At 59.8% G+C, this 23,559-nt stretch carries 22 protein-coding genes; 13 read left to right on the top strand and 9 right to left on the bottom strand.

The genetic code is table 11. From position 1 onward, the window contains the following. On the bottom strand, positions 1-488 hold a 488-nt coding region (locus S4A8_RS15210), incomplete at its 3' end, for an IS110 family RNA-guided transposase (RefSeq protein WP_353220784.1). Between the two features lie 239 nt (positions 489-727). Beyond that, complete coding sequence (locus S4A8_RS15205) at positions 728-2,116, bottom strand: YjiH family protein (RefSeq protein ID WP_353220783.1); 1,389 nt, start codon at positions 2,114-2,116, stop codon at positions 728-730. A gap of 300 nt (positions 2,117-2,416) precedes the next feature. On the opposite strand from S4A8_RS15205, the gene guaA reads away from it, so the two are divergent. From guaA to S4A8_RS19140, 6 genes are all read left to right on the top strand, one after another. Then, complete coding sequence (gene guaA / locus S4A8_RS15200; RefSeq protein WP_353220782.1) at positions 2,417-3,994, top strand: glutamine-hydrolyzing GMP synthase; 1,578 nt, start codon at positions 2,417-2,419, stop codon at positions 3,992-3,994. A gap of 271 nt (positions 3,995-4,265) precedes the next feature. Then, complete coding sequence (locus S4A8_RS15195) at positions 4,266-5,201, top strand: sce7726 family protein (RefSeq protein WP_353220788.1); 936 nt, start codon at positions 4,266-4,268, stop codon at positions 5,199-5,201. Next, entirely contained in the window at positions 5,162-6,109 is a 948-nt protein-coding gene (locus tag S4A8_RS15190; protein WP_353220781.1) for a sce7725 family protein, read from the top strand. The genes S4A8_RS15195 and S4A8_RS15190 overlap by 40 nt, the downstream gene beginning before the upstream one ends. A 369-nt stretch (positions 6,110-6,478) precedes the next feature. Next, the gene (locus tag S4A8_RS15185) at positions 6,479-7,018 is read left to right on the top strand and encodes a KwaA family protein (RefSeq protein ID WP_353220780.1); all 540 of its coding nucleotides are present in this window, start codon (positions 6,479-6,481) and stop codon (positions 7,016-7,018) included. Beyond that, complete coding sequence (locus tag S4A8_RS15180) at positions 7,008-7,889, top strand: Kiwa anti-phage protein KwaB-like domain-containing protein (protein ID WP_353220779.1); 882 nt, start codon at positions 7,008-7,010, stop codon at positions 7,887-7,889. Before S4A8_RS15185 ends, S4A8_RS15180 begins: the two co-directional genes overlap by 11 nt. A gap of 207 nt (positions 7,890-8,096) precedes the next feature. Then, on the top strand, positions 8,097-8,597 hold the full coding sequence (locus S4A8_RS19140) for a transposase (protein WP_502950747.1): 501 nt from the start codon (positions 8,097-8,099) through the stop codon (positions 8,595-8,597). 37 nt (positions 8,598-8,634) lie between these two features. Here the strand turns inward: S4A8_RS19140 and S4A8_RS15170 are convergent. Further along, positions 8,635-9,764 (bottom strand): IS3 family transposase gene (locus tag S4A8_RS15170; protein WP_502950746.1). Its coding sequence is split into 2 segments (ribosomal slippage): positions 8,635-9,503 and positions 9,503-9,764, totalling 1,131 coding nucleotides; the frame shifts between segments, so codons are not numbered across the junction. A gap of 53 nt (positions 9,765-9,817) precedes the next feature. On the opposite strand from S4A8_RS15170, the gene S4A8_RS15165 reads away from it, so the two are divergent. After that, positions 9,818-10,459: an IS4 family transposase gene (locus tag S4A8_RS15165; protein ID WP_353220777.1), complete on the top strand. Its 642-nt coding sequence runs from the start codon at positions 9,818-9,820 to the stop codon at positions 10,457-10,459. A 358-nt stretch (positions 10,460-10,817) separates the two neighbouring features. Further along, entirely contained in the window at positions 10,818-11,597 is a 780-nt protein-coding gene (locus tag S4A8_RS15160) for a tetratricopeptide repeat protein (RefSeq protein WP_353220776.1), read from the top strand. A gap of 241 nt (positions 11,598-11,838) precedes the next feature. Here S4A8_RS15160 and S4A8_RS15155 read toward each other — a convergent pair whose 3' ends face one another. After that, entirely contained in the window at positions 11,839-13,452 is a 1,614-nt protein-coding gene (locus S4A8_RS15155) for a BCCT family transporter (RefSeq protein ID WP_353220775.1), read from the bottom strand. Between the two features lie 307 nt (positions 13,453-13,759). On the opposite strand from S4A8_RS15155, the gene S4A8_RS15150 reads away from it, so the two are divergent. Beyond that, a complete protein-coding gene (locus S4A8_RS15150; RefSeq protein ID WP_353220774.1) occupies positions 13,760-14,455 on the top strand; it encodes a ZIP family metal transporter in 696 nt (231 codons plus the stop codon). A 138-nt stretch (positions 14,456-14,593) separates the two neighbouring features. Here S4A8_RS15150 and S4A8_RS15145 read toward each other — a convergent pair whose 3' ends face one another. Next, positions 14,594-15,184, bottom strand: a complete 591-nt coding sequence (locus S4A8_RS15145) for a DUF1428 domain-containing protein (protein ID WP_353220773.1) — start codon at positions 15,182-15,184, stop codon at positions 14,594-14,596. A gap of 62 nt (positions 15,185-15,246) precedes the next feature. Continuing rightward, entirely contained in the window at positions 15,247-15,993 is a 747-nt protein-coding gene (locus S4A8_RS15140; RefSeq protein ID WP_353220772.1) for a glucose 1-dehydrogenase, read from the bottom strand. 95 nt (positions 15,994-16,088) lie between these two features. On the opposite strand from S4A8_RS15140, the gene S4A8_RS15135 reads away from it, so the two are divergent. Continuing rightward, the gene (locus S4A8_RS15135) at positions 16,089-16,427 is read left to right on the top strand and encodes an ArsR/SmtB family transcription factor (protein WP_353220771.1); all 339 of its coding nucleotides are present in this window, start codon (positions 16,089-16,091) and stop codon (positions 16,425-16,427) included. Between the two features lie 271 nt (positions 16,428-16,698). On the opposite strand, the gene S4A8_RS15130 is transcribed toward S4A8_RS15135, so the two are convergent. Then, positions 16,699-18,711: a M48 family metalloprotease gene (locus S4A8_RS15130; RefSeq protein WP_353220770.1), complete on the bottom strand. Its 2,013-nt coding sequence runs from the start codon at positions 18,709-18,711 to the stop codon at positions 16,699-16,701. A gap of 318 nt (positions 18,712-19,029) precedes the next feature. Here S4A8_RS15130 and S4A8_RS15125 point away from each other — a divergent pair, with 318 nt between their 5' ends. After that, on the top strand, positions 19,030-19,395 hold the full coding sequence (locus S4A8_RS15125) for a cation transporter (protein ID WP_353180886.1): 366 nt from the start codon (positions 19,030-19,032) through the stop codon (positions 19,393-19,395). A gap of 129 nt (positions 19,396-19,524) precedes the next feature. Here the strand turns inward: S4A8_RS15125 and S4A8_RS15120 are convergent, their stop codons facing one another. Continuing rightward, positions 19,525-20,592 (bottom strand): four-carbon acid sugar kinase family protein, encoded by a 1,068-nt coding sequence (locus tag S4A8_RS15120; RefSeq protein ID WP_353220769.1) that lies wholly within the window; start codon positions 20,590-20,592, stop codon positions 19,525-19,527. Further along, positions 20,589-21,359 carry a DeoR/GlpR family DNA-binding transcription regulator gene (locus S4A8_RS15115; RefSeq protein ID WP_353220768.1) on the bottom strand — a complete coding sequence of 257 codons (771 nt, stop codon included), beginning with the start codon at positions 21,357-21,359 and terminating at the stop codon, positions 20,589-20,591. The genes S4A8_RS15120 and S4A8_RS15115 overlap by 4 nt, the downstream gene beginning before the upstream one ends. A 155-nt stretch (positions 21,360-21,514) precedes the next feature. On the opposite strand from S4A8_RS15115, the gene S4A8_RS15110 reads away from it, so the two are divergent. Together S4A8_RS15110 and pdxA are read left to right on the top strand one after the other, a co-directional pair. Continuing rightward, positions 21,515-22,492, top strand: coding sequence for a 2-keto-3-deoxygluconate permease (locus S4A8_RS15110; protein WP_353220767.1), 978 nt, complete (start codon positions 21,515-21,517; stop codon positions 22,490-22,492). Between the two features lie 38 nt (positions 22,493-22,530). Beyond that, the gene (pdxA, locus tag S4A8_RS15105) at positions 22,531-23,556 is read left to right on the top strand and encodes a 4-hydroxythreonine-4-phosphate dehydrogenase PdxA (RefSeq protein WP_353220766.1); all 1,026 of its coding nucleotides are present in this window, start codon (positions 22,531-22,533) and stop codon (positions 23,554-23,556) included. The last annotated feature ends 3 nt before the right edge of the window (positions 23,557-23,559 follow it).

Below are 23,559 nucleotides of genomic sequence, written 5' to 3'. Positions count from 1 at the left end.
GGCACGCCGCGGCGGAAACCGGAGACGCCCACGGGCAGCACCTGGCCATACTCGGCCAGCAGGTCGCGGGCCTGGTTGATGACTTCGGTGCGCTGTTTCTTGACCTGCTCGCGCACCCGGTGCAGCGCTTGAATATCCTGTTGCTCGAAGCTTTTGATCGCCACCGGGCGAATCTTGGCCTGGGGGCCGGCCACGGCGATGGCCAATGCGTCGTTGGCATCGTTCTTGTTGCCGGTGTTGAACGGCTTGACCTGATGCGGCGGCAGCAACGTCACCGACCGGTTCTCGCGCTGCAGCTGGCGCGCCCAGTGGTGGCTGCTGCCGCAAGCTTCGATATAGATGCGCTTGGCGTCGAGATTAAGCACCGTGGCCAGAAACTGACGCCGGCGCACCCGTTTGCGGTAGACGACCTCATGGGCGGCGTTGAGACCGCACAGCTCGAAGACGTTCTTTGCGATGTCGATACCCAGTTCCGTAATCTGTTGCATGGATCCGCTCCTTTTCGACTGTTGTCCGCATCATCAGTCTGGCGCATTGACGCCGATTAGGAGGAGCGGATCCATCTCATCCACCTACGCGACTGTCGCGCGCTTAAGGTCACATCTTTCGTAGGTCGGATTAGCCGAAGGCGTAATCCGACAAGAACGCAGTCACTGTTCCTGATTTAAGTATGTAGCCGTAGCCCCGGGCTTGGAATCAACGAAGTCCGGTCCAACTCGGCCGGGATCTAGAACACGAACAGATGCGCAATCGCGACGATGATCGGGAATGTCACCACGGTACGAATCAGAAAGATCGCACCGAGTTCGAAGATATTGAGCGGCACCTTCGATTTGAGAATCACCGCGCCCACTTCGGACATATAGATCAGCTGCGTGACTGACAGCGCGGCGATCACGAAGCGGGTGAACTCGCTTTCGATGGAGCTGGCCAGAATCGAGGGCAGGAACATGTCGGCAAAGCCGGCGAGCAGGGCAGGCGCGGCCTTGGCGGCTTCCGGCACCTGCATGGCTTCGAGCACAGGCACGAGCGGGAAGGTCAGCCAGTTGAAGATCGGCGTGTATTCGGCGATGGCGATACCGGTGGTGCCGATGGCCATGATCAGCGGTAGCAGGCCGAACAGGATTTCGGCATAGGTGGTCGCGCCATCGCGCAGCAGTCGGATCGGCCCCGGGGCGTGGGCGGCACGCTGCATGGCGCTTTCTAGACCCCAGCGGAACAGCGACATCTCGGGCGGCTTGTCGACCGGCGCCTGACGGCCTTCGGCCGGCCAGTAGCTGTCCGGCTTGCGCGACAGCGGCGGCAGGCGCGGCACAATCACCGCGGCGATGAGCCCGGCCGCGGTCACGGTGAGATAGAACGGAATGAACAGGTGGCCGATTTCGGTGAAGTTGGCCACCAGCAGCGCAAAGGTGATGGAGACGATCGAGAAGTTCGTCGCAATCACGGCCGATTCCCGTGCCGAGTAGTAGCCGTTTTCATACTGGCGCGAGGTGATGATCACGCCCACCGTGCCGTCACCCAGCCAGGAGGCGGTGGCATCTACTGCCGAGCGGCCGGGCAGGCCGAACACCTTGCGAAAGAAGCCATGCAGCAGGGTGCCCACGAATTCCATGCCGCCGAAGTCGGTGAGCAGCGGCAGCAGGAAGGAGGCAAAGAAAAAGAAGGCCACCAGCGCTGCGATCACGTCGAACAGCACCACTTGGCCGGTATCCTCGCTGATCACGAATTCCGGCCCGACGCCAAACAACGTCATCAGCGCGAATACCGCACCCACCACGCGCAGCAGGGCAGAGCCGATGCCTATGTTGAACAGCTGGTCGAACAGCCGCGGCTTTTCGGGCGCGGTGCGGGTGAGGCTGGTGGCCAGCGTCAGCACGGCCGATACGCTCAGCACCACGCCCGCGATCGGGCCAAGCCAGCCGTCCAACAGGGCCGCCAACGCGTTCGACAGAATGGCCAGACCGATAGTGATTTCGCCGTCGTCGACTATCGGCGTGAGGAACGCCAGTACGCCCAGCAGCGAGGGAATGGCAAAGCGCAGAAAGGCACGGTAATCGAAGCCGCTGCGCCCGCGGGCGCCGGCGGTGGCGGTGGATGAATCGGAGTCGGCCATGGATTGTTTCGTGGGCTTGTTTTGAATGGCGAGGCAGGCGCGCCGCTGGCAGCGCGCGTTTATCGTCGGATGCCGTGGTCGGATGCTGTCGTCGGATCGCGCGGCTTGCTGCGCGATGGTGCGCGAACGTCGGGTCATGCAGCGAAGGCGTCGCCCACAAGCCACCTGTCATCAGGCTGTCATTCTAGCCGGCGGCCATGCAGCCGCGCGAGCGCTGCCGAGCGGGCGCCGATTCGGTATCCTGCGCACCTTGAAACCATGGTCGCACCTCCCGCCCATCAGCCGAGCCCGATACCGCGCATGACCCAGGATATCCACGCCGAGAAAATCCTCATCCTAGACTTCGGCAGTCAGTACACCCAGCTCATCGCCCGCCGCGTACGCGAGGCCAACGTCTACTGCGAAATCTATGCCTGGGACGTGGCCGATCACCATGTGAGGGACTTCAACCCCAACGGCGTCATACTATCCGGCGGGCCGGAATCCGCCACCGCCGAAGACGGCCCACGTGCGCCGGCTGCGGTATGGGAACTGGGCGTGCCGGTGCTGGGCATCTGCTATGGCATGCAGACCATGGCTGCCCAGCTTGGCGGCGAGGTGGAAACCTCCGAGGTCAAGGAATTCGGCTATGCCCGGGTGCGGGCGCGCGGCCATTCCAAACTGTTCACCGATATTCAGGACCACGTCAACGAAGAAGGCCACGGCCTGCTCGACGTCTGGATGAGCCACGGCGACCGGGTGAAAACGCTCCCCGACGGCTTCAAGGTGATCGCGACCACCGACGGCGCGCCGCTTGCCGGCATGGCCGACGAAGAGCGCGGCTATTACGGCATCCAGTTCCACCCGGAAGTCACCCATACCACCCAGGGCAGGCGTATTCTTTCGCGCTTCGTGCACGACATCTGCGGCTGTGGCGAGCTGTGGACCTCCGAACACATCATCGAAGATCTGGTCGAGCGTATCCGCGAACAGGTGGGCGAGCAGCGTGTGCTGCTGGGCCTGTCCGGCGGGGTGGACAGCTCCGTGACCGCAGCCCTCATCCACGAAGCCATCGGCAAGAACCTCATCTGCGTGTTCGTCGACAACGGCCTGCTGCGCCTGAACGAAGGCGACGAAGTCATGGCCACCTTCGCCGAGCACATGGGCCTGAACGTCATCCGCGCCGATGCCGAAGACGAATTCCTCGGCAAGCTCGAAGGCGTGACCGACCCGGAAGCCAAGCGTAAGATCATCGGCAACACCTTCATCGAAGTCTTCGACGCCCACGCCGCCGAACTCACCAATATCGACTGGCTCGCCCAGGGCACCATCTACCCGGACGTGATCGAATCCGCCGGCTCCGCCACCGGCAAGGCGCATGTCATCAAAAGCCACCACAACGTGGGCGGCCTGCCGGAAGACATGAAGCTCGGCCTCGTCGAGCCGCTACGCGAACTGTTCAAGGACGAAGTCCGCGAGCTGGGTTTAGCTCTGGGCCTGCCACGCGACATGCTCATGCGCCACCCGTTCCCCGGCCCGGGCCTCGGCGTGCGCATCCTCGGTGAAGTGAAGAAGGAATACGCCGACAAGCTTCGCAAGGCCGACGCCATCTTCATCCACGAACTGCGCGAATCCGGCTGGTACGACAAGGTCAGCCAGGCCTTCGCCGTTTACCTGCCCGTTTCCAGCGTGGGCGTGACCGGCGACGGCCGCCGCTACGAACACGTCATCGCTCTGCGCGCTGTCGAAACCATCGACTTCATGACCGCCCGCTGGGCGCATCTGCCGTACGAGCTGCTCGAACATGTCTCGTCACGGATCGTGAACGAGGTGAGCGGGATTTCGCGGGTGGTCTACGACGTAACCGGCAAGCCCCCCGGGACGATTGAGTGGGAATAGGGATGCTACTAATCGGTTAGTGCTGGAAAGTCGATGTTTTTGCAGCTTATTTCATTACGAGCTCGGTTTGGCAGACTCGTTTCCTTGAGCAGTACAGCTAGTTTGCGTAAAAGGTGGTGGGGAAACCGTCGGGCGAACTGTGGGCAATAACCCCAGACTTGTTCGAAAGGCTGTTTCGAAGTCGGCGTAAGAGGGTAGCGCTATGACGTTTTTGTGCGTGAGGTGTTTCAACCGAAGCACTCTATGCAATATCTGACTGGTAACGTTGCAGATGACTTCGGCTAACCAGATTCTTGCTATTACTCGGATGTTTTCGCCGAGTGTCTTTCGCGAGTTGGCGAATTCTGGACGATCGCCGCTATTTGCGGATCTTTATCGTCTTACGCCGGACGTTTCGGCGCGACTAAGTGATAAATCGACTGTAGGTGATGCCTTCGAACTTGCATTTCGGCAACTTAGACGTAGCGGCGCTCGAAGCGAGTACGTATACAGATCGGCGCTCACCCACAACGTTTTACTCGGCAAACATTCGCTGAACACGGCGAGCATGTTGACCGAATTCGCTGTGGGCAATTCGAAGGCGGATATGGCCGTTCTTAATGGCACCTCCAGCGTTTACGAGATCAAATCCGAGCGCGATTCATTGTCGCGCCTCAAGGCTCAGATTGCTGATTATCGTAGAGTTTTCGCGCGAGTCTATGTGATCGCCGGGGAAAATCACATTGATGACGTGATCGCTCACACTGACCCAAACGTGGGAGTACTTTCACTCGCGCGATGGAATCGAATTCGGACTATCCGCGAAGCAAATGAAGATCCGGGGGCGCTCTGCCCGCTCGCCATATTTGACAGTTCGAGGCGGAACGAGGCGCAAGCGATTCTAGACGCGCTAGATATTGAGGTGCCTGACTTGCCGAATACTCAGATTCATCAAGCGATGCGCGCCCTATTCGAACCGCTTGAAGCTGCAGTTGTACATGAGCTTTGGCTGAACACGTTGAAGCAAACTCGCAGTCTCGCGTCGTTAACTCAGTTCATCGAGTCCTTGCCGCATTCTCTGCGCGCCTCGGCGCTAGCGGTTAAGATTCGCAAGGGTGATCGTACCCGCGTTATACGTGCCGTTAATACACCGATAGAAAAGGCAAAACACTGGGGGGATGAACAGTCGTGTATTACCCATATTTTCGAGGGAAGCAATTTGAGCTAATTGCTATTCGTGAGACTGCGAGCTTGATGGCTCATGCGGGCTTTGTGCCAATCATTGAACCTGTTCGCGCTAACTTTAGTCGATTGCGTAGCGCTCTAGATAGCGTTGCAGAAGCTGGTGGCCGTGCGATTGTGGTACTAAACCCAGGCCATGGGCAGCTGGCGGGGCAAGGCCAAACAATCGTCCGTCTCCTACAAGACGAATATCAGGACAGAGATATATTTAGACCGGGTTTCCGGCTCGGGCCTCAATCGACTATAGAACAAGCCGTCGCGTTCAATGACAACTTCCGAACTACACCAAGAGCACTTATCCACGCTGGTTTCACCGGCCCACAAGATCTCGCGGAAAGTTTGGGAGCGCCGGACGCCAATTTGGCGCACATTTTTTTTGACCGGTATAGCTCCGACATATATCGGCGAAATTTCGCAGGGTTTCCACAGGTGCTCATCCGAGACGGTTTTGTTAGCCAAAACAACGCGGATTATCCACCGGAAGAAAGGTTCTCCGATTTACATCGAGCCTGGAGCGAGATGGGGCTGCAAGGTTTCGGGGACTTCCTGATAGTTGGTGATAATTATTCGGACGGCGGAGGACCGGCGTACGCCGTTGCTATTCACCTGACCTATATTGATCGCAACCGGGATAATGTAATGTTCGTGAGACATTTCGTATCTCATACTCAGGGTACTCGAGACGACACCGCAGCGAAATTTGCAGAGGCACTAAATCTGCTTGTTCAAGACGCAGACAACGTGAACTCGCAATTTATAGAGAGTGCAGGTTTAACGGGCTTTCGAGAGTTGTATGCCGTACGACATTATCCAGGTCTCGGTGTGCCCAAAAAGCTTTCGATGATCCATCATATTGAGACGCTGGCAGACTTTTTTAGTGCAAGAGCAACTTAGTCTGTACTGCTGGCACAACACGGTGCGGACCGCGGCTTGGCAACAGCATACTGATTACCTTGCTATGTGAATGCCGGCGGTTCGGAAAGAACCGCTTAATAGTGACCGGGCGAAGTTTTCTTCGCCGTAGGCTTGCGGGTCGCCCACTCGAATGATTTTAAACGTGGTCTGTCCCAACTATCGCGGCTGATTTGAACCAGACGCAGCAGTATCAATCTGATTAACGGGAAATCGGCAGGGTCTAGCAATGACTATCGACGACGACATTAAGTCGAGTGAGAAGATTTATTGCTTCAGCTCACACGTTTTTCGAAGTGCTCAGTCGGATTAATCGACGTTGCTTTGGCTAGACGGTTAAATGGTTGAGTCGTGCTGAATAGCTTTGCCAAATTTTTACTGGTAGGCACATCATTGTCGCCGATATTGGGCGCCGTCGCGGTCAATAAGATTTCACAAGGCTTGCCGGCAAAGGAGTGGGCGCCATGGTTTGTCGTCGCGGGGCTTTTAATCTTGCTTTGCTGGCTATTGCTAAAATACGTGGCTAAGAATGCTCAGATGCACACGTTTCAAGTAACTGAGTTCGAGCAAAATGATCAGGGAATGTTGGCCTTTTTAGTGGCCTATCTATTGCCATTCATATCTTCAGAGACTATGAGTTTTGACGGCCACTGGCTCACTGGCACGTACATTATTAGTATAATTTTTCTTGTCGTCATTCACACTGGCGCGATGCACTTCAATCCTGTAATGGGATTGCTTGGCTATCATTTTTACAGAGTCAAAAATCGTGACGGCGCTTCAAGAGTGCTGATCAGCCGCAATGAACTCTATCGCGTTGGTTGCGATATAAAGACGGTCCAGTTGGCGCATCGGATTTATTTGGATGTGGGGGGGACGAATGCTCGATAATTTCCAGCTGGCTGTCATCGTCAAATCTGGAATGGCACGGCAATTATATCGGGTGCCTCTGCACCAAGGGCTGCAAAAGGAGCTGGCGGCTGACTGGCAAGGCCAGTTGGCAGAGTTCCTGAATGATATACAAGAAGTCGGTTTTGATGCTGGCTATACGCCAGAAGCCCATGAGCGCTTTCTCCTCGAAGAATATGTTTGCCCCGAATGGCTGTCCGGAGAAGATAGTGAAAGCGCGCATGAACTGCCTTCAATCAACGAAAGTGAGGAGGCACTTGATGCTGTTGTTGGCGTTGTGGCATTCACCTCCGACGACGATGGAACAGAGTTAGTCCTTTTCCAGAACTTCAATCGTGCGCACGTTATTCGTCCCGGCCGTTATCTTCTTTTGGAGGGGAATGCGTACCGTACAACAGAGCAGCCAGGTTTGTCGCTTGAAAAAAAACTATCTGCGGTGTTTTTGCCCGAAGAGGCCAAGTTACTGTTTCTCAACTTCCGAACGGTCAACACGTTCTTGCCGCTAGCAGAATTTTACGAGGAAGCTGCTGAGCAGGATATCCTTGAAATTCTGAACCATGAATTGCTTTTAGCCGAAGATCCCATCGCATTGGCCACTAGCGCTAACCAATGGTTTAAGAAGCGTTTCGCTATGCTGAGAGACTCTGGGCTTCTCGATCGCTACTCAGCACAGCAAATCGTCGATCATTCGCGTGGTTACGAGATCAATATCGCTGTAGACGAAGGCAAGATCGTTTTCCCATCGGACCGCACTGAGGCCAAGCGTTTGCTTCAGTTTTTGAACGAAGAAATATTTCGTGGCGCTATTACCGAGACGCTCTACGAAACAAATTCGAAGCGAGAGGCAGACTAAGGAAATAAGGGACAGACCAGAATGGCGCTAAGTTAAGCCCATTCAGCATCGTGAAACGGTAGTCCACTTCGGGCGGGGCAGCGACAATGTCGCATGCCCACTCCAAGGCTCTATCTGCCCGGTTTTCATCTGCAAACACTACGCCGCACGCCGCGCTCAGCCCGTCAAAAGTGGGCCGACGAAAGAGCCCGGATCAAAGCCCATTCGTTGCACGTACTGGGCGCTCGCTTCGAGCGCTTGATCTCGTCGCGGCAACTGTCTCAACAGTCGTCCGGGCGCTTTAGCCGGCGGCGTTTTTTCAGTCAGGAAAACACCTTCTGGGCCTTTTTCTCTCAGATTCTAGACGCCGACGGTGGTTGTCGAGAAGTCGTTCGAAAAATCCAGGCGCATGCCGTAGCCAAGGGTTGGCCGATGCCGTCGTCATCGACCTCCGCGTACTGTCAGGCGCGAGCCAAACTCGATGAGTCGATGCTGGCAGGCATCGCGACACAGACCGGCAGTCGGCTCGATTGCCTCGCACGTGCAGCGCGATGGAAACAGCGACGTGTGATCGTGGTCGACGGGACCGGTATCAGCATGCCGGATACGCCGGCCAATCAAGCGCAGTGGCCTCAGTCGGCCAGTCAGAAGCCAGGTTGTGGCTTTCCGCAGGCACGCATCTGCGCATGCTTCTGTCTGGCGACCGGTGAGCTGGACCCCACCCATTAGACAGTCCGCAGCGATTTCTAAGTGATGACCTGCCGGGTTAAGCCGCCTGCGGTAGCGGCTGTGTGTCGAAGTAGACCTGATCGGGCGTAGCCCGATCAAGGCCCTGATGATGGCGCTTGGCGTTGTAGAACGCGAAGTAATCGGCCAAGCCTGCTTTGGCGTTGCGCCCGCTGTCATAGGCTTTCAAATAGACCTCCTCATACTTCACGCTGCGCCAGAGCCGTTCGATGAAGACGTTATCCATCCAGCGCCCGCGGCCATCCATACTGATCGTGATCGCGTGGTCTTCGAGCACGCCGGTGAACGCGCGACCCGTGAACTGGCTACCCTGATCCGTATTGAAGATCTCGGGTCGTCCGTAGCGTGCGATCGCACGCTGCAGGGCATCGACGCAGAACGCGTCGTCGAGCGTGTTCGACACCTGCCAGGCCAGCACCTTGCGCGAGTACCAGTCCATGACGGCGACGAGGTATAGAAAGCCGCGCGCCATGGGCAGATACGTGATATCGCTGGCCCAGACCTGATTCGGACGGTCGATCGTCAGCCCCCGCAGGCGATACGGATAAATCCGATGCCCGGGTGCCGGTCGTGACAAGCGCGGTTTCGGATACAGGGCGGTGATCCCCATGACCCGCATCAAACGCTGTATGCGCTTGCGATTGACCAGCAAGCCCTGTTCATCGGCCAGTGCATCGGCGATGCGTCGGCTACCCAGAAATGGCCGCTCAAGATGCAGCGCATCGATACGCTGCATCAGCCTGTGATCGGTATCCGATACCGGCTGACGCCGATAGTAGACCGTCGATCGGGCCACACCGAGCGCCGCACACTGGCGGGTTATCGGCAGGCTGTGGTCGTGATCGATCATGGCCCGCCGCGCTTCGGGTCGAAGCGCGCGAGCCCGCGCTCCAAAAAATCGTTCTCCATCGACAGCTCACCGATCTTGGCGTGCAACGCGTCGATCTGGGCTTGGTTATCCGATGGCGATGGCCCCTTGTCGAAGCTCTCGGTGGCGCCTTCAACCAGCTGGCGTTTCCATTGCGTGATCTGGTTCGCATGGACGTCGAACTGTTGCGCCAGTTCGGCGAGCGTTCGGTCGCCTTGCACGGCGGCGAGTGCCACCTTGGCCTTGAAGGCCGGTGAGTGATTACGGCGTTTGCGTCGCATAGTTGCTCCTTGGCCGGGTTCGGCCATTGTGGAGCAGATCATCACTTAGTGCCTTGTCCGAATTCTGGGGTCCAGTTCACGGCGCGGTGCTCAGCCATCGGTTAGGCCATCGAAAACAGCAAGAGCTGCCATTGCTGCGAGCCCAGTGGGCGACGTTCAAGCGCGACGATATCCTGTTAGGCGATAAAGGCTTTTGTAGCTACTACGATGTCTGGCAACTCGCACAGCGCGGCGTGGATAGCGTGTTTACGCTGGCCCGGCGAACGCCGGTCAGCGCGAGCAACGCCCAAGCCGTTCTCGGCGACAACGATCTGCTGATCGAATGGCCAAAACCGCCTTGGAACCCGCGCCTGAGTTATAGCCGAGCCGAGTGGCAGGCCATGCCGGCACAGCTGACGCTACGCCAAATCCGTGTCGACGTCACCACGCCTGGCTTTCGGACCAGGGGCTATACGCTGATCACGACGCTGACCGATCCCACGATTTACAGTGCCGCCGATTTGGCCGATCTGTATTACCGCCGTTGGCAGGTTGAACTGTTCTTCCGTGACCTGAAGACCACGATGGGCATGGACATCTTACGGTGCCGCACGCCGGCCGGCGTGCGCAATGAAATCCACATGCACTGGATCGTTTATAACGCCTTACGACTACTGATGCGGGACGATAGGGGACAGACCACGTTTTCTGTTTGACGCATAACTGACCGAACGTGAAAAATCGTGGTCTGTCCCGAATGGCGATCGTCTTGATAACTATGGGAAAGGCAAATCTCCGGTTTTTATCGCGTGCCTGCGCAGTCACGGTGATAAAACAGTGAGGCGCAGTGTGTATCTGCGGACAGTATGCTTAATTTCGGAATTTTGCAGGTAATTAGGCAAGGCGTCTTACGCGTTTTGACAATCACATGTACTGTCACCGGATTTCTAAGGCCGCGTTTTATAGTGCCATTTGGCAAGGTCGCTCATTCGAACGGATTAAAATGTGATCTGTTCCTAGATGGAGCTAGTTGGTATGTCGTCAGCAGGTAATAGATAAATACTGAGGCGTTAAATGAGAGCCTTTATTTTCTTAGTAGGCACGGCCTTTTCCCTTTGTGGGCATGCCCAATTTGATACGGAGGCTTTTTGTGTCGACGCAGAAGGAAAACAAGGCATAGAGAAAAAGAGCCTTTATCTAATCGGTGAGCGAATTAAGGCTGCCTTTTCGGATGTATTGCGAGACAGGCCAGAGATATCCGAAGGATTTTCGGCTTTGCCGGACGGGTATTTGTATCACTTATACTTGCGTGGTCTGGCCGACTGCTACTTAAATGGTCGAGGGGTAAAAAAGGATCAGGAAAGAGCGAAGGCTTTTCTCGCGCTAGCAGCAAACGACGGGGATACGCTTGCTAAGACTAGGTTAGCGAGTCTGCAGCTATTCACGGCTGATAGTGATTTGGAACGGGGGGGGGTTGAAGCTTTTCAGCGGCAATATGAGGCTGGATCGGCTTATGCGGCTGGTCAGCTAGGATGGGCTTTTGCGCTAGGCTTGTCGGTCGAAAAAGATAATGAGAAAGCCTTAGAGTTATTCAAGACTGCCGCGTCCCGCGGGATGACCTACTGGCAGTTTGTGCTCTCGCACGCTTACGAACAGGGATATTTTGGCCTAGAAAAGGACGAGCAGAAGTCTAAGTACTGGTTAGAATATCAACCGAAACGTCATATCGTTACCTACGAGTGCGTAGTCAGCGCTTACTACGACAAAGGTTTTTTTCCGCCGAATACGAAGGTAGCGGAAGAATATCGCTCGCGGTGCGACAAGGTTATAAATATTCGTACCGATCGCCAATAACGCAAAAGTCTGGAGCATACGCGAACCTGGATCGAAAACCAGGAACCGCATACCTAATCCTCGTGTTGCCTCAGGCTCTGCTTTGAACATCCGGTAACGGTATGCTCGTCGTCTTGGCGCGCAAGGATATAAGCGTTAGGCTCCTCTGATCCCGTTGCTTCCGAGTACAACGCGTCGCACAAAAAAGGGCGGCTGCCGTAGCACCCGCCCCGTGGGTTTTCGCCATCTTGGCGTGCAAGCCTCAGCCGGTAGCCGTTTCCGCATCCTTGAGCTTGAGCAGCTTGTACTCGTGGTGCAGGCCCTTGAGGACCGAATAGCACATCAGCAACAGGATGAGCGTGAAGGGCAGGCCGGTGGTGACGGCGGCGGACTGGAGCGCGCTGAGTGCGTCGGAGCCGCCGACCACCAGCAGCGCCGCGGCGATGAAGCCTTCGGCGGCGCACCAGAAGACACGCTGCGAGGTGGGGGCTTCGGTCTTGCCGCCGGCGGTGATCGTGTCGATGACCAGCGAGCCCGAGTCGGACGATGTCACGAAGAACACCAGGACCAGTACGATCGCCAGGAACGACGTGATGCTGGTGAGCGGCAGGTTCTCGAGCATGCGGAACAAGGTGAGCGATGAATCCTGAATACCGCTCGCCAGCGAGCCGACGCCGTTCAAGGCCTGGTCCACGCCGACGCCACCGAATGCGCTCATCCAGATGCCGGTGACCACGGTAGGCACGATGAGAACTGCGGTGAGGAATTCCCGCACGGTACGGCCACGCGAAACGCGGGCGATGAACATGCCCACGAACGGCGACCAGGAAATCCACCAGGCCCAGTAGAAGATGGTCCAGGAGTGGTAGAAGGTTTCGTCGTTACGGCCGAAGGGGTTGCTCAGCGGCAGCAGATACTCGCCGTAGCCGGTATAAGTGGTCAGCAGATTGCCCGCGAATGCGACGATCGAACCCGCGACAATGACGAACAGCAACAGCAGACCTGCCAAGCCCATGTTGATATTGCTGAGCAGTTTGACGCCGCCGTCGATACCGCGGATGACCGACACCAGCGCGACTGCGGTCACGCCGGCGACAATGCCGATCTGAAGCGGCAGGTTGGACGGAATATCGAACAGGAACTCGATGCCGCCTGCCGCCTGTTGGGCGCCGAAGCCAAGCGAGGTGGCCAGCCCGAAGATGGTGGCCACAACGGCCAACGTATCGATGACGTCGCCCAAAGTGCCCCAGACGCGCTCGCCGAACAGCGGGTAGAAGGTCGAGCGGATCGACAGCGGCATACCCTTGTTATAGGCAAAGAATGCGAGCGATAGCGCGACCACGCCGTAGATCGCCCACGGATGCAGCGCCCAGTGGTACATCACCGCGCCCATGGCCGCTGTCTTGGAGGCCTCGTCGCCCCCCGGCGTGTTGAGCGGCGTGCCGGACCATTCCGTAAAGTAGCCGACCGGCTCGGCCACGCTCCAGAACATGAGCCCGATGCCCATACCGGCCGCGAAGAGCATGGCAAACCAGGATAGACGCGAAAACGAGGGCACCGCATCTTCGCCGCCCAGGCGAATGCGGCCATGGGGGAGAAAGATCAGCGCGAGGCTGAACAGAACGAATACGTTGCCCGCACTGAGAAACAGCCAGTCAAAGCTGTTGATGACCCAGGTCTTTGCGCCGGATAAGCCGCTTTTGGCAATATCGGGGTAGAGCATCGAGCCGATCACGAAGATCAGTATCAGCACGGCACTCCAGATGAAGACAGGATTGTGTAGCTCCAGCCCCCACGGGTGGATATTGTCTTCGCCTACCTCGTAATCGAAATCGTAGCGCTCTTCGAGTTCGTCGACCCGTTTGCCCGTATCCATTGGCACCCCCGTAAAAATAAATGGCCGCGCCGACACCGATCCACACGCCTGCGGCCTAGGATCCAGATGCGGTTTTTTCGCGGGTTAACCCAACGAGCCTATGGGCCGGGGCGGCGCAGTGTCAAAACAGGCGCGGGTGGCCAGGCTGCGTTTGGGCGCTGATTGCGGCGCGAATCGGCTAAGCTGACGTCCATCCCGACGCGTGGTCGGCGTCGATAACCGCGCCCGGGGCGGGTGTCGCCCAAGCGTTTCAATAGCCCCCGTCGGTATCTATACTTCGCCCTGATTTTGATGGCTGGCTGCGTCCATGCTGATCGCTCTGTTCGTCGTTGCCATGGCCACATCCCTTGTCGCGGGAACGGCCTGGGCCATGTATGGGCGGCTGCCGGATCGTGTCGATGGTTTTATCGTTGCGTTATCGGGCGGCGCCTTGTTGATTGCCGTCGTGCTGGAATTGATCCAGCCAATTATTCGCAATCAAGCGCCGTGGCTTCCGATGGCAGCGATCCTGGCCGGCGGGGTGCTCTATACGGCACTCAACGAAGCGCTGTCGCATCTGAGGTCCACCGATCAGGCTGCGACGACGTCGGCTTCGCTGTTGCTTAGCGGCATACCGGAGAATCTGGCGGTGGGCATCACGTTGATCGACCAGCCCGGATTGAGTATCACAGCACTGGCCGGGTCGATATTCCTGGCGAATGTGCCCGAGGCCGCGGGCGCGACCAAGGTTTTGTGCCAGCGCGGCTACACGCGGCGAGCGATCTGGCTGCTGTGGTCGACAATCATCGTTCTGCTTGGGGCCGCGGCCGTCGTCGGGTTCCTGGCGTTTTCGAGTACCGATCCGTTCGTGCTTGGCTATCTGCGCTGTTTTACCGCGGGCGCGATCGTGGCGTCGCTCGCGCTCGATGTCTTCCCGCGCGCGTTCCAGACCAACCATCGGCTGGCGGGCATCGCGACCGTGTTGGGCCTGCTGCTGGCCCTTGCGCTTAACCAGATCCGCTGAGCGGGTCGGGGCCGGGCAGTATCCGGATCCAGATCGGGTGCCTAATCGGGTGGCAGTGTCGTCATCTTCCTATTGGGCTAGTAATTTCCGGTTTATCGGCTCAGACCTGTTTCATACGGCGGCCGAGCACGCGTGTTCTCAGGTGCCCGCTCTAAAAATCGTCTCGAAACCGCCGTAAATCATGCGTTTGCCGTCGAAGGGCATATCCAGCTGGTGCCAGCGCTCATCGTGTTCGACACTGGCCAAGCAGGCATCGGCGGTGGCCTTGTCCGGCCAAAGGACCCAGCTGAAGACCACGGTTTCGCCATCCGCTAATGCGACCGCGCGGGGCATATCGGTCTGCTTGCCGGCGGGTACGTGGTCGCCCCAGTTCTCGACCATCTCGAGTGCGCCGTATTCGGCAAACAGCGGCCAGGCTGCTTTCGCGCTAGCGACATAGTCTGATTTCCGGCGGTTCTCCACCGGACTCACAAAGCCGCTTACATAGGTCATGTCGGGTTGCCTCGCTTTGATGCACCGATATCCCGTCACGTATGGAATGTCGCCGATCCTGGGCGCCACCCGGCTCGTCTGATCATTACCTGCAGCCCAGGTTTTCGCAACGACAAGGACCGCGAAGTATTCGCTCAGGGCTTGTATTGAACATGCCGCTGCGAAGCGGTCGGCGGAACCAGCAAAAAGGTTTGCGACATTCGCTCGTCTGAACGTGAACGCTACGCTCGACGACAAAAGACGGCTCGATCGATTTGATCGAGCCGTGTGACTGCACTGACGTTGATAGTCGGCGCGAGTTAGCGCATGCCGCCGCCGGCGAAGAACTGTTCGCCGGTCAACCAGCCGGCGTCATCCGAAGCGAGGAAGGTGACGATCGGGGCGATGTCATTCGGTTGGCCGATACGGCCAAGCGGTGTTTTCGTGCTCATGTCGGCGGCCATGTCGGAGCCGATGATGCCGGCCGTGTGTGTGCCTTCGGTCTCCACCATGCCGGGGCTGACGGTATTGACGCGGATTCCGCGCGTGCCGAGTTCCTGCGAAATCACACCGGTGATCGCATCGACCGCTGCCTTGGTGCCCGTATAGACCGCGCTGGCAGGGGGCAAAAGACGCGTGGCCAGCGAGCCGATGTTGATGATGCTGGCGCCTTCGCTCATATGCTTGGCTGCAGCCTGCGTCACAAGGAGCAGGCCGAGGACATTGGTGTTGAACTGGCGGTGGTAGTGGTCTTCGGTGATGTCTTCCAGCGCGCTGAACTCATAGACGCCGGAATTGTTCACCAGAATGTCGAGCCGGCCGAAATGTTCGACCGCTGCATCGACCAGAGCCTGGGCGTCGTTCGCCTTGGATACGTCGCCGCGTACCGCTACGGCCTTGCCGCCGGCTTGGGTGATATCGGCCACGACGGCGTCGGCGCCCGCCTGGCTGGACGCGTAATTGACGATAACGGCGGCGCCTTCGCCGGCCAGGTGACGGGCGATGGCGGCGCCGATGCCTTTCGATGCCCCTGTAACCAGGGCGACTTTGCCTGAAAGCTTGCTCATGACGGTATTCCTGTAGAGGGCTAAGTTCATATATTCGGTAGTTCAGAAAATACGAACATATGAACTAAAATACAAGGGCTGGTAAAATCTTTTGCATGCGCCCTTTGACCCATCCGTCGATCGAAAACGTTCGAGTGGAAGCCATCCTGCACGCACTATCGGACCCGGTTCGGGCCGCGATTTATGCGGAGATGCAAAGCGATGGCTGCCCGCAGAGCTGTTCCAGCTTTGCATCGGTGCGTGCCCGGGAAATCCCCAAGTCCACGTTGTCACAGCATTTTCGCGTACTACGCGAAGCCGGGCTGATTCATAGCGAGCGGCAGGGCGTGGAGATGCGCAATACCTCGCGGTATGCCGAGGTCGAGCAGCGTTTTCCGGGCCTGATCTGCGGCATCCTGAACGCCTACCGTCAGCAGACGCACGAGAACGCTTAGCAGATTCGCGGGTCTGCCCGCGAAGTCGCCTCATCCGGTGAAAGTATTGAGACGCCTCCGATGCTGGCAGACCGCGCTTAGGCCGTTCGGCCGCCGAGCGGGGCCCGTAGCCACCGTCGTCTGTCCGCCAGTATGTCGCTGTGCCCGCCATGTCTTGGCAGCGGCATGCACTGGCGGTTTGTGGTCACGCCGACACGCCCGTGTCCCGTAGCCAATTCAGAGCAGCCGCGCCGGCCGGAAACGGCATTGGCGCGATTGCGTCAGGCGCATTTCATCCGCGCTCGGGCGGCGAATTATCGATGGCGAGCGTATCGAGTACGGCGCCGGCAGCCCGGCCCTGAACGGCCGCGCTGAAACGTTCGACGAAGCGTTCGTGGCTGAGGCGTTCGGTGGCGGTACGCAGGGGCCCGAACTTGAGCACTACGTGCTGCGAGGGCGCATGGCATTGCGCGGCGCCGAGCGTGATGCGCCGACAACGCGGCAGCGGTGCCTGTTCGTGCAGCTGCAGATAAACGCTGAGCTGACCGTTGCGGCGGTCGAAGCGGATATTGTCCAGGGCGTCGATCGGAATCGAGTCGTGCAGGTGACGGCTGATAATAGCGCTGTCCGTGACTTGAACCACGACGGGCGGCGTGCCGAGCAACCGCCACGCGGCCAGGCCGAGGCTGAGCAGGCCGACGCATGGTGCAACGATCGCGGGCAGTAGCAAATCATCGGTCGCATAGCCGGACACGAACAGAAAAAGCCCGCCCAGCAGACACGCGACGCCGACGACCGCGCACGTCACGATCACGGCGCGCATATCCGCGTAGTAGCTGTTGTCGACGGGCGTGGCCTGTTTGTCTCGTACCAGTTCGTGCAGCCAGCGCGCGTAATCGTCGGTGAGCAGATGGGCGAGATCGCGATCGACCTGTTCGACGATAGGGGCGCTGGGGCCGATATAGCGCGACAGTGCGCTTTGCCCGGGCGCGATGATGCGTTCGGCACGCGCGTACACGTGGCGGTCATCGGCAATGCCGAGCGCGGCCAGCCGTTCGTTCAGACCGGGGTGGCGTGCATGGGGATCGGGCGCGATCACGTCTGCCAGCGTCATGCCCGGCATGGCGTTCGTACTCAACCAGGCATCCGACGCAGTGAACGGCCGTTGCGGGGGCGTGATCGGCCCATTCTGGAAGGCTGCGATGGCCTGCTGCGCCACATGCTGACTGGCGGCCGCACGCAGGATAGTCGCGGCAGCAATCGGGGCCGAGCTTGCATCGGCCGCGGCCCGGTCGGCGCGGTATTCCGCCGCGCGCCGATCGCGGGCCACGGCGCAATCCAGAGCGGCGATCACGCTTTCGGCAAGACGCGCGACCGGCTGCGTGAGCAGGCCGTTCAGCTGGGCACGTGCCGTGCTGTTCTCGAGCGCAGCGTAGCTACGGGCGATCGCACGTTGTTCGGTGCCGAGCGCGATGGCCTGTTCGATATCGGCGTTGGCGACATGCGATAGCTCGTGGGCAATCAGGGCCGTGCATTCGACCTCGTCGAGATGCGCGATTGTGAGCAGGGGCAGATGCAGGGTGCAGCCGTGCACGTCCAGGCCGGCCGGCTGGAGGCGTACCGGCGCGGCCGTGATGAAGGCGCCTTCCACGAAGCCGAGCACGATCTGGTCGGGCAGCTGGGTGTCTTGTACCTGCGCGATATGGCGTACGGCCTGCCACAAAGCGGGTGCTGCGGATTCGGTTAGCAACTGGCCGGCCACCTGTATGACGCTTTCCACATCCAGTGTCCGGCGCAATGCGCGGATGCCGGCCACGAACTGGAACAGGTCGAAGCCGGCGAACAATGCGAGACCGACGCAGGCCATCACGGCGGCGTGGTGGAGCATGGGGAAATCGCCATGCAATGGGTCGGATACGCCAAGCGCGATGGCGAGCCAGATCGCGCCGCTGGCCACGGTGGCCGCCAGCGCGCCCGTCGTAATAACCAGTACCGTCTGCAGCCGTGCACGTAACCAGCGCGCGGCCGGGATCAAATAGACCGGGGACCGCAGGGCTCGGCGGGCCTGCCGATGGCCGGCCCCCAGAAAGTACAGGCCGAGTACCAGCCAAAGGGCGGACGCGACCGCCATCGCAAGTGCAGCAATCCACTGGATGCGATACAGGCCGCTGACCGCCGCTGTGTCAGACAGGCCATGAGCGGGGGTGCCGTGGAACCCGGCAATCAGGGCGAGCACGAGACACACCGCCGGCGCCAGAAATCCGGCGATCGCGATCCGTGCAGCGGCTGAGAAGGATGAGGTCATGGCAATGAAAGGCCGGCGGGAGCGGCGGCGAATATAGACGATCCCGCAAGCCCCGGTGGTAACAGTGGCCGACCACCGGCAAACCTGGTCCTGTTTTTTTATCGGGCTCCGACCATAACCGTGGGCGTCGTAAATCCGTTGCGCAGACGTTGCCCTCGGTGCGTCGCCGCCGCGTCGACACAGTCGTGCGATGCCGACAGAACCCGACGCGAATTTCTGACGCGTGTGTGCTGAATTCCCGGTGATCTCGACGAATATAGGTGTAGTATACATATTGAACGGTCACTGTTACGGGTCGAGGCTCGTCAAGGAAGCGCAATGAACAAGGAACACCGCCTGGGCGTATCGGCGGTCAATTTAGTGAAGCGTCATATCAAGCTGGCGTCGGTGAATCAGACGAATCTGGCGCAAGCCGTGGCTGATATCGACCAGCTCTACGGCATGGATAGCGTGGCGCTTAACCAGGAAAAACAGTGCCTGGACCTGGCCTACGACGCGTCGCGCCTGTGTATCGACTGCGTGGAAAAGGTTCTGGCGCGCCACGAAATCGCGATAAAGCAGAACTGGTGGGCTCGTCTCAAGGAAGACCATTACCGGTTCGTCGATCAGAATGTAAAAGATAACGCTCGGCACGAGCCGTGGAACTGTCATCCCGCCGCGGCGAAACCTCGATTGCGAAAATGAGTCGGGATCAAGCCCGTCGCGCGATATCAACGCTTACAGCGAGCGGCCTGTCTTGGTGCGCAAGCCGGCGTAATGCGATGCGCTAGCGGCGTAATCGTCGCCCTGGCGGATACCGTGTGTAGTGCAGCCTTAGACGTCGCCTGAATCGCTTCGATTGAGCAGGCGGACCAGAAGATTGTTGGCCCCGAAGCCGCCAGACTTGGTGAGAATCGGTACGCCGCGAAAACGCCCATCCTTGATATAGGAAAGCGGCACGCCCGGCGCGACTTCGCCGACACAGTCGAGCAGTTGCGCGCCAGCGGCCTCGAGTACGACGGCCAGCGTATCGCCGCCCACGACCAATAGACCGCGACTCGTGGGTGGCTCGAGTTCGGCGACGGCTGCGGCCACCCGGGCGCGGGTGATGTCGGCGCTTTGGGCCTCGGGCACCGGATCGATCAGGTGGGTCGTGGCGAACAGGCCGGCCATGCTTGCCAGCTCCACCTGATGGCGGGTGACCGGATGGGTGGTGCCAACGATTACGCTGGCAATCGGCGGCGCCGGCCGCGGTGCGGCCGGCCCGGCGATGGCTTCGGCCAGGCCGCGGCTGCCGGCCCACACCACATCCAGCCGATGCGCGAGCGCGTCGACGTGGGCGCTCAGATGCCGCGCCTCGGTGGCGTCGCCTATCAGCATGCCCGAACGGGGCTCGACCGATGCGTCGCCTTCACCGCGCAGCATCGGGTCGACGCCCGCACGTTTGAACGCCGAGGCGATGTCGTGGATAGCGGCCGGCTGCCACAGGCCATCGATCTGGGTTTCCTGATGGCCGTTGACCGTGCGCCGGCCCATTTCGGGGAAGGCCGGGGCGAACAGACAAGTGGTTGCGCCCCACAACTGCATGCGGGCGAGCGTTTCTGCGACCGGCCGGCCGCGCAGTACGCTGTCGACCTTGGCGAAGTGCAGCGGTGCACGGTCGGGCGGTACGCCGGGCGCGGAGATAGCGGCGAATGCGCGTTCAAGTGCTGCATCGCCGTCGTCATTGTCGAGATCGCGGCTGGCGCTGCTCACGGTCAGCCCGGCCAGTTCTGCCAGACCGCTGACCGACGGATTGCCCAGAAGCAGCCGCATCGGCTGTTCGGGCGTGGCGAACGGGGCCGCCGCGTCGAGCGCGCCGGTAAGGTCGTCGGCGATGATCTGAATGAAGCGCGAATTCAAGACAATACGTCCAGTTGAATAGCACGACCCTCGAGCGCGGCCGCGAGGTCGTTGTCCAGGCCGTCGTCGGTGAGGATGACGCTGAAATCCTCCAGGCCGGCGAACAGGCACAGCGAGCGCCCGGGGAACTTGCCGCTGTCGACGACGAGCACGCTGCGGTCTGCGGCCTCCAGAATCACGCGCTTGATCGCGCCGTGTTCGGTCGACGTCTCGGATGCGCCCTCGGCCGAGACGGCGTGCGCGCCGACAAACGCCAGGTCGACGTTCAGTCGGGCCAACGCCTTGAGACATACGCTCCCCAGCAGCGTGGCCGAACGGGGCCGCAACTGACCGCCGGGTACATGAACATCCACGACCGACGACCGGGCCAGTACCGCGGCGATGGCGACATCGTTGGTGATGGCGGTGAAGGCAATGCCGCGTTCGAGGGCGGCGCGCGCCACTTCCATGGTTGTACTGCCGCTGTCGAAGATCACGCGGTGGCCGGGCTCGATCATCGCGGCCGCGTTGCGCCCGATGCGTTCCTTGGCCGCGCGTGCGATCTCGCTGGAGATTTCGGGCATCGGCTCGATAGTGGTGCCTTCCTTGTCGCGCAGGGCCGCGCCGCCATGGGTGCGATACAGATGCCCCTGTTCGCACAGCAGATCCACATCGCGGCGCACGGTCGACACCGATACGTCCACGAGGTCGGCCAGATCCGGCAAGGAGCCGAATCGCTCCTTTCTAAGATGCTCGATGATTTTGGCCTGTCGCTTTGCCGGTAGCACACGCACCTCCTTTTATTCGTTTCGCTGCCTGCCGCAGCGGTAACGCGCAATGGGGCGACCGCAAGCGACGCCAGAAAATTGCACTATATTGCAAAAATTACCATACTCTTGCAGATTGCAGGCTTCGTCTATTGTGCCGCTGTCCCGGAGGAGACATGAAAATAAAGGCAACGCTCGAGCGTATCCCGGGCGGGATGATGGTCGTGCCGCTACTCGTGGGCGCGTTGATCAACACCTTTGCGCCCGACCTTCTGCGCATCGGCAACTTCACCCAGGCGTTGTTCGTGGACAGCGCCGGCGCGCTGATCGCGTTGTTCCTGCTGTGCGCGGGGGCTCAGATCAACCTGCGCAATATCGGCCCTGCGGTCGGCAAGGGCAGTACGCTGCTGGCCGTGAAGTGGGTGGTCGGCGCGCTCGTTGGCCTCATCGCTTACATGTTCGCCGGTAGCGACGGTCTGATTCTGGGCATGGTGCCGTTGGCGATCATCGCAGCGATGACCAACTCCAACGGCGGGCTGTATGTGGCGATCGTCGGCCAGTATGGAACTGCCGAAGACCGCGCCGCCTATAGCGTGCTCGCGCTCAACGATGGTCCGTTTCTGACCATGGTGGCGTTGAGCATTTTTGGCGCCATGGGTTTCGTCGAAGGGCTGTTTTCGATCGTGTCGTTCATATCGGTGTTGTTGCCGGTTGTCGTCGGCATGGTGCTGGGCAATCTCGACGATGACATGCGCGACTTTCTTGCCCGCGGCAGCCCGATTCTCATTCCCTTCTTCGCGTTCGCGCTGGGTATGGGCATCGACTTCGGGGCGATCATCGAAGGCGGTTTGGCGGGCATCCTCATCGGGGTGATGACGACCCTGTTGACCGGTACCGCGGGCTATCTCGTGTTCCGTGCGCTCAAGTGGAACCCGATCGTCGGCGCGGCCGAAGGGTCGACCGCCGGTAATGCGGTTGCGACCCCGATGGCGATCGCGGCCGCCAATCCGGCGTTCGATGCCGTGGCCCAACTGGCAACGGTGCAGGTGGCTGCTTCGACGGTCACCACCGCGATCCTGCTGCCGTTGTATATCTCGTTTCTCGTCTCCCGCGGCGGCTTTACGCCCACGACGGACGAACTGGCGGCCGACTGAGACCGAAAACCTTTCAAACCAATGCAGAGACAATACTCATGACAGCGCCGCTCATTGCAATCACGCTGGGGGATGTCTGTGGCATCGGCCCGGAAATTACGGCACGCGTGCTCGCCGACGACTCGACCTATGCCCTGTGTCGCCCGATCGTGGTCGGCGATGCCGGCGCGCTGGCGCGTGCTCGCGACATCGTCGGCGCCGATTTCGAAATCCACCGTTGCGCGCCAGAGCAGCCGCGGCCCCGCGATCCTGCCCCGGGTCATGTTGTCTGCGTCGACCCCGGTCTGGATATTGGCGCGTTGGCTTTCGGCGAGGTCAACGAGCGTGCCGGCCACGGCGCCTTCGAATTCTTGCGTATTGCCATCGAGATGGCCCAGCAGCACACGATCGCGGCGATCGTCACCGCGCCGTTGAACAAGGCCGCGCTGCATGCGGGCGGGCATCTGTTTCCCGGTCATACCGAAATTCTGGCCGAGCTGACGAACACCGATGCCTACGCGATGATGCTCGCCACGCCGCAGATGAAGGTGATTCATCTGACCACCCATGTCGGCATCATCGAGGCGATTCGGCGAATCAATCCGCAGCGCACGTATCAGGTCATCCGTCTGGCCCACGACACGTTGACCGCGGCCGGCGAGGCCAATCCACGCATTGCCGTGTGCGGCATCAATCCGCATGCCGGCGAAAACGGCCTGTTTGGCGAAGGCGAGGAAGAAGAAAAACTCGTGCCGGGCATCGAGCGCGCCCAGGCCGAGGGCGTGGATGTCACCGGCCCGCTACCGGCCGATACGCTTTTCTTTCGCGCGGTGCGCGGCGACTTCGACGTGGTCGTGGCCTGTTATCACGATCAGGGCCATGGGCCCGTGAAGGTGCTGTCGCTGGACGAAGGCATCAATATCACCGTGGGTCTCAAGGGCGGCATCATCCGCACGTCGGTCGATCACGGCACGGCGTTCGATATTGCCGGCCAGGGCATCGCCCGCCACGAGAGCCTGTCTGCCGCGATTCGCTATGCGGTCCAGCTCGCGCCGGAGGGGCGTGGACTGGGTACCGCGGCCTGACGT

The organism is Salinisphaera sp. S4-8 (assembly GCF_040361235.1).
In the GTDB taxonomy this organism is placed as follows: Bacteria; Pseudomonadota; Gammaproteobacteria; order Nevskiales; family Salinisphaeraceae; genus Salinisphaera.
The sequence above is the reverse complement of the archived record's forward strand: the minus strand, read 5'-3'. Positions and strand labels throughout refer to the sequence as shown.

What these genes read in the sequence shown, in the direction of transcription:
- S4A8_RS15205 (WP_353220783.1), bottom strand. Translation starts at nt 2,116, where the DNA reads ATGGCCGACTCCGATTCATCCACCGCCACCGCCGGCGCCCGCGGGCGC.
- guaA (WP_353220782.1), top strand. Translation starts at nt 2,417, where the DNA reads ATGACCCAGGATATCCACGCCGAGAAAATCCTCATCCTAGACTTCGGC.
- S4A8_RS15195 (WP_353220788.1), top strand. Translation starts at nt 4,266, where the DNA reads ATGACTTCGGCTAACCAGATTCTTGCTATTACTCGGATGTTTTCGCCG.
- S4A8_RS15180 (WP_353220779.1), top strand. Translation starts at nt 7,008, where the DNA reads ATGCTCGATAATTTCCAGCTGGCTGTCATCGTCAAATCTGGAATGGCA.
- S4A8_RS15160 (WP_353220776.1), top strand. Translation starts at nt 10,818, where the DNA reads ATGAGAGCCTTTATTTTCTTAGTAGGCACGGCCTTTTCCCTTTGTGGG.
- S4A8_RS15155 (WP_353220775.1), bottom strand. Translation starts at nt 13,452, where the DNA reads ATGGATACGGGCAAACGGGTCGACGAACTCGAAGAGCGCTACGATTTC.
- S4A8_RS15150 (WP_353220774.1), top strand. Translation starts at nt 13,760, where the DNA reads ATGCTGATCGCTCTGTTCGTCGTTGCCATGGCCACATCCCTTGTCGCG.
- S4A8_RS15140 (WP_353220772.1), bottom strand. Translation starts at nt 15,993, where the DNA reads ATGAGCAAGCTTTCAGGCAAAGTCGCCCTGGTTACAGGGGCATCGAAA.
- S4A8_RS15135 (WP_353220771.1), top strand. Translation starts at nt 16,089, where the DNA reads ATGCGCCCTTTGACCCATCCGTCGATCGAAAACGTTCGAGTGGAAGCC.
- S4A8_RS15130 (WP_353220770.1), bottom strand. Translation starts at nt 18,711, where the DNA reads ATGACCTCATCCTTCTCAGCCGCTGCACGGATCGCGATCGCCGGATTT.
- S4A8_RS15125 (WP_353180886.1), top strand. Translation starts at nt 19,030, where the DNA reads ATGAACAAGGAACACCGCCTGGGCGTATCGGCGGTCAATTTAGTGAAG.
- S4A8_RS15110 (WP_353220767.1), top strand. Translation starts at nt 21,515, where the DNA reads ATGAAAATAAAGGCAACGCTCGAGCGTATCCCGGGCGGGATGATGGTC.
- pdxA (WP_353220766.1), top strand. Translation starts at nt 22,531, where the DNA reads ATGACAGCGCCGCTCATTGCAATCACGCTGGGGGATGTCTGTGGCATC.